This is a genomic window from Desulfobacterales bacterium, assembly GCA_021647905.1.
In the GTDB taxonomy this organism is placed as follows: domain Bacteria; phylum Desulfobacterota; class Desulfobulbia; order Desulfobulbales; family BM004; genus JAKITW01.
On sequence record JAKITW010000112.1, the window covers coordinates 1 to 4,865 of the forward strand.

The window sequence follows — 4,865 nt, forward strand, 5'->3', positions numbered from 1 at the left end:
TGCCGAAGTTGTTTCAAATTCCGCTTTTGCCGTCACGGCCGCGGCTCAGGGTCCGCTACACCGTTCGCTATAAGAAAACCCCTTTCCCGGTCCAACCTCAAACGTACGGGGTTTACCGAAACCTTACGTGTTCCGGTTCGTCAAATCGAGTGTTATTCGATTCCTGATTAAGTCTCTCCGGTAAACGCCATTAAAAAAAGTTCGAAAAAAAATTCAGAATTGACCTGGATCAAGGTTGCTCCTTCCTGGTTCCGCTATCCTGTTGCACACCAGATGCGGGAAGTTGTCCGCAAGCGTAACGAACAGTTGAGCTGAACGATACCCTTTTTCTAAAAAAAAACCAGGAGGACAAATTATGTTTTGCAATCAATGTGAGCAGGTAGGCAAGGACGGCGCATGTACCAAGATCGGTGTCTGCGGCAAGAAACCGGACGTGGCGGCCCTGCAGGATCTGTTGATCCATGGCCTGCAGGGGTTGTCTCTTTATGCGGTGGCAGGCCGCAAGGCAGGGGTGGTTGACCCGGAGGTGGATCTGTTCACCTGCGAGGGCATCTTCTCCACCCTGACCAATGTAAATTTCGATGCCGACCGTTTCGCCGGTCTGATCAACCATTGCGCGGATCTGCGGGATTCCTTGAAGCAGAAGGTCGCAGCCGCTGGCGGCAAGGTCGATTTTGCCGATCCCGCCGCCGTTTTTATCCCGGCAGCCGACATGGCCGGGCTGGTGGCCCAGGGCGAGGCTTGCGGGAAAAGCCGGTATGAGGGCGAGAACGAGGATATCGTTTCCCTGAAGCAGGTCCTGCTCTACGGGCTCAAGGGCGTGGCCGCCTATGCCGACCATGCCAAGATCATGGGCCGGGAGGATGAGACGGTTTATGCCTTTATCCAGGAGGCCCTGGCCGCCATGCTCCGCACTGACATGGGCCTGGACGAGTGGGTCGCCATGGTCCTGAAATGCGGTGAGGTCAACCTGCGGGCCATGGAACTGCTCGATGCGGGCAATACCTCCACCTACGGCCATCCGGTGCCCACCTCGGTGCCGCTGGGCGCCAGGGCGGGCAAGGCGATCCTGGTCTCGGGCCATGACTTGAAGGATCTGGCCATGATCCTTGAGCAGACCGCGGGCAAGGGGATCAACGTCTACACCCACGGTGAGATGCTGCCCTGCCACGGCTATCCCGAGCTGAAGAAGCATGACCATTTCCATGGCCATTACGGTACTGCCTGGCAGAACCAGGCCAAGGAGTTTGCCGCCTTTCCCGGCGCCATCCTGATGACCACCAACTGTATCCAGAAACCCAGGGATACCTACAGCGCCAATCTGTTCACCACCGGTCTGGTGGGCTGGCCCGGGGTCGCCCATGTCCGGGACAAGGATTTCAGCCCGGTGATTGAGCGGGCCCTGGTCCTGGACGGTTTCCCGGCTGATACTGACAAGGGCTCGGTAATGGTCGGTTTTGCCCGCAACGCGGTGTTGTCAGTGGCTGACAAGATTATCGAGGCGGTCAAGAACAAGGACATCCGTCATTTCTTCCTGGTGGCCGGCTGCGACGGCGCCAAGCCGGGCCGCAACTACTACACCGAGTTTGTCGAAAAGGTGCCGGCAGACTGCATGGTGCTCACCCTGGCCTGCGGCAAGTTCCGTTTCTTTGACAAGCAACTCGGCGATATCGGCGGCATCCCCCGGCTTCTGGACGTGGGACAGTGCAATGACGCCTACTCCGCCATCCAGATCGCGGTGGCCCTGGCCAATGCCTTTGACTGCGATGTCAACGATCTGCCGCTCTCCATGGTACTCTCCTGGTACGAGCAGAAGGCGGTGGCCATCCTGTTGACCCTGTTCTCCCTGGGGATCAAGGATATCCGCCTGGGACCGAGCCTGCCGGCATTCATCACCCCCAACGTCCTTGACGTGCTGGTGAAGAATTTTGCGATCAAGCCGATCGCCGCCACCCCGGAGGAAGATCTGCAGGCGATACTGGGTGACAACTGGGCAACGCCGGCCAAGTAGGCGCCCACCAGCACCACATCTGCAGCACTGGTGAACGCCTATGGTTTCTGGAGAGGTATTAAAGTCCTCATCCATTGTCGCCCCTGAAGAACTTTTAGCCGGTTAAGGCTACAGGCTTGATTTGTCTACCCATCTAATCGGTATTATTGTATAATCTGATAACGGCCCAGGGAGCGATCCGATCGGGATCGCTCCCTGACCGGGTTGATCTTGAAACAGGATGCACAAGGAGCGATACCATGCAATGCCCGGGACAGGATAGTCGCTATTGGGACGGGGCCGCGGTTTTTGAGACCTCCTGTCCCGAGTGCGGCCATGAGATCGAGTTTTTCAAGGATGACAGCGTCCGCAAATGTACCAATTGCGGTCACCGGACCATGAACCCGAAGATCGATTTCGGCTGCGCCTCCTACTGCCCCTATGCCGAGCAGTGCCTGGGCTCGCTGCCGCCGGAACTGCTGGCCAGAAAACAGGAACAGATCCTGGAACAGGTTCCGGTTGAGATGAAAAAATATTTTGGCGATGATTTCCGCCGGATCAGTCATGCCGCCAAGGTGGCCCGCTACGCCACGCAGATCGGCGCGGCCGAGCAGGCCCATCCGGCGGTGGTGGCGGCGGCCGGCTATCTCCACGATATCGGGATCAGGGAGGCGGAGCGCAAGTATGACAGTTCGGCGCCCAGGTACCAGCACCAGGAGGGTCCGCCAGTGGCCCGGGAGATCCTCACCCGGCTCGGGGCCGAACCCGGGCTGATCGACGAGGTATGCGACATCATCGGCCATCATCATCATCCCCGCAAGGAGGAGACGGTCAATTTCAAGGCCCTTTACGACGCTGACCTGATCGTCAACCTGGAGGACAAGCAGAAGGAAAAACCAACACCTGACGCGCATCTGGCCAAACTCGTGGAAAAATCGTTTCTCACCGAAACGGGCCGGGACCTGGCCCGGAAGATTTTGTTGAAGGCGTAGGACAGATGACCGTGGACAGTGAACCAGGCACTAAGCACCAAGCACTAAGCACCAGGCACTAAGCCCCCTGCACCCTGCCCCCTGAGTTTTACTATGGAGAAACACAATGAAAGTATTACGAAAAATTATCCGGATCGATGAAGAGTTATGCGACGGCTGCGGCCAGTGCGTGCCGGGTTGTGCCGAGGCGGCCCTGGAGATTGTCAACGGCAAGGCGACCCTGATGGCGGAGAAGTACTGCGACGGCTTGGGCGCCTGTCTGGGCGAATGCCCCACCGGGGCCTTGACCCTGGTCGAGCGCGAGGTTGATGATTTTGACGAGCAGGCGGTTGAGGAATTGCTGCAAAGCAAAAAACAGGAGGCTGCCGCAGGGGAGGAAGGAAACCCTGGCTGCCCATCGGCCCGGATGCAGACCTTTACCCCGGTCACGCCCTGTGATATTGCTAACCAGCCCCTTTTTACCACGCCTTCCGGAAGCGGCTCGGCCCTGAACCATTGGCCGGTGCAGATCCGGCTGGTCCCGCCCACGGCCCCGTTTCTAAAGGGCGCCGACCTGCTGGTGGCCGCGGACTGCGTTCCAGTGGCCCATGCTGATTTCCATGCCGGATTCCTGTCCGGCCGCGCGGTGATGATCGGCTGTCCCAAGTTCGACGATCCCAACGGCTATGTGGACAAGTTTACCGAGGTCTTTAAAACCGCCGGGATAAAGACCATTAACCTGGTGATCATGGAGGTGCCCTGCTGCGGCGGGATGAAGGAGATCGTCAGGGAGGCGCGCAAGCGGTCCGGCCGGGATATCCCGGTGCGCGAGACCGTGATCAGCACCAGGGGCGGGATCCTCCGCCAGGAGAACTGGTAAGGATGGAGATCAGGGGCAGGATCGCCCTGGTGCTGGGCGCGGCCCGGGGCATCGGCAAGGCGATCGCCCTGGCCCTGGCCGAGGCCGGCGCCACGGTGGTCTGCACCCACTTTGACCGGCCCGGGGACGGGGCCCGGCTGCAAGAGGAACTTGCCCGGCTTGACGGCGATCATCTTGCCGTCAAGGTCGATCTGCGCCAGCCGGACCAGGTGGCCGCGCTTGTCGATCGGATCAGCAAACAATTCAGCGTCCTTGATATCCTGATCAATAATATCGAGCGGGGCGGGATGCCGGTGGTCCATGGCGGTTATGACCGGGAGGTGAACCGGGACCAGTGGGAGCTTGAGTTTGCCACCACTGTCAAGGCCAAATGGCTGGTATTTCATGAGACCCTGCCGCTGTTGAAAAAGGCGAGGCAGGGGGCGGTGGTCACCCTGTCCTCCATGGCCGGGATGATCGGCCGGGCCGGGCCGGCCGGGCTCCTGTTCAATGACGGCTATGCAGCGGCCAACCGGGCGATCTCCTCTTTTACCGAGACCTGGGCCCGGCAGGCGGGGCCCGCGGTGCGGGTAAACGAGTTGATGCTCGGCCTGACCGAGACCCGTCATGCCCAGGGAACCCGGGGCTGGGACCTGCTCAGCGACAGGGAGAAAAAAGCATTGCTCGACCATACCCTGCTGGGCCGGACCGCAACCGTTCAAGAGGTCGTGGCCGCGGTGCTCTTTCTGGTCCGGGACGCCACCTTTATGACCGGTACTGTTCTGCGGATGGACGGCGGCTACCTCCTGGGCGGCGAACCGGTGGCGCCCATGCCGGACGGGGTGGTGTAGAAAACAATAAAAAAAGCCCGGCCGGGGAGGCAGGGCTGGTCAACTACTCGCGTGTATTTACTGGTCCCAGTTAAGGTTAAAGCCCCCGCCTTCAGGCGGGTAGATTTATCACTTCCAATGGAATCCGGTTGGAAGGGAAGAGTTTTTTTACTTCGTGCTCGTGAACGTACTCGTGAACGTAAACGTGATCGAGA

At 59.6% G+C, this 4,865-nt stretch carries 4 protein-coding genes; all 4 read left to right on the top strand.

What is annotated here, in order from left to right; genetic code table 11:
* The first annotated feature begins 355 nt into the window (after positions 1 to 355).
* The 4 genes from hcp to L3J03_12135 all read left to right on the top strand — a co-directional run bounded on the left by hcp (position 356) and on the right by L3J03_12135 (position 4,671).
* Entirely contained in the window at positions 356 to 2,011 is a 1,656-nt protein-coding gene (gene hcp / locus L3J03_12120; GenBank protein ID MCF6291726.1) for a hydroxylamine reductase, read from the top strand.
* 239 nt (positions 2,012 to 2,250) lie between these two features.
* Positions 2,251 to 2,982, top strand: a complete 732-nt coding sequence (locus L3J03_12125; GenBank protein MCF6291727.1) for an HD domain-containing protein — start codon at positions 2,251 to 2,253, stop codon at positions 2,980 to 2,982.
* Positions 2,983 to 3,088: 106 nt separating this feature from the next.
* Entirely contained in the window at positions 3,089 to 3,841 is a 753-nt protein-coding gene (locus L3J03_12130; GenBank protein ID MCF6291728.1) for a 4Fe-4S ferredoxin, read from the top strand.
* 2 nt (positions 3,842 to 3,843) lie between these two features.
* Positions 3,844 to 4,671 (top strand): SDR family oxidoreductase, encoded by an 828-nt coding sequence (locus L3J03_12135; GenBank protein ID MCF6291729.1) that lies wholly within the window; start codon positions 3,844 to 3,846, stop codon positions 4,669 to 4,671.
* Positions 4,672 to 4,865 lie beyond the last annotated feature (194 nt).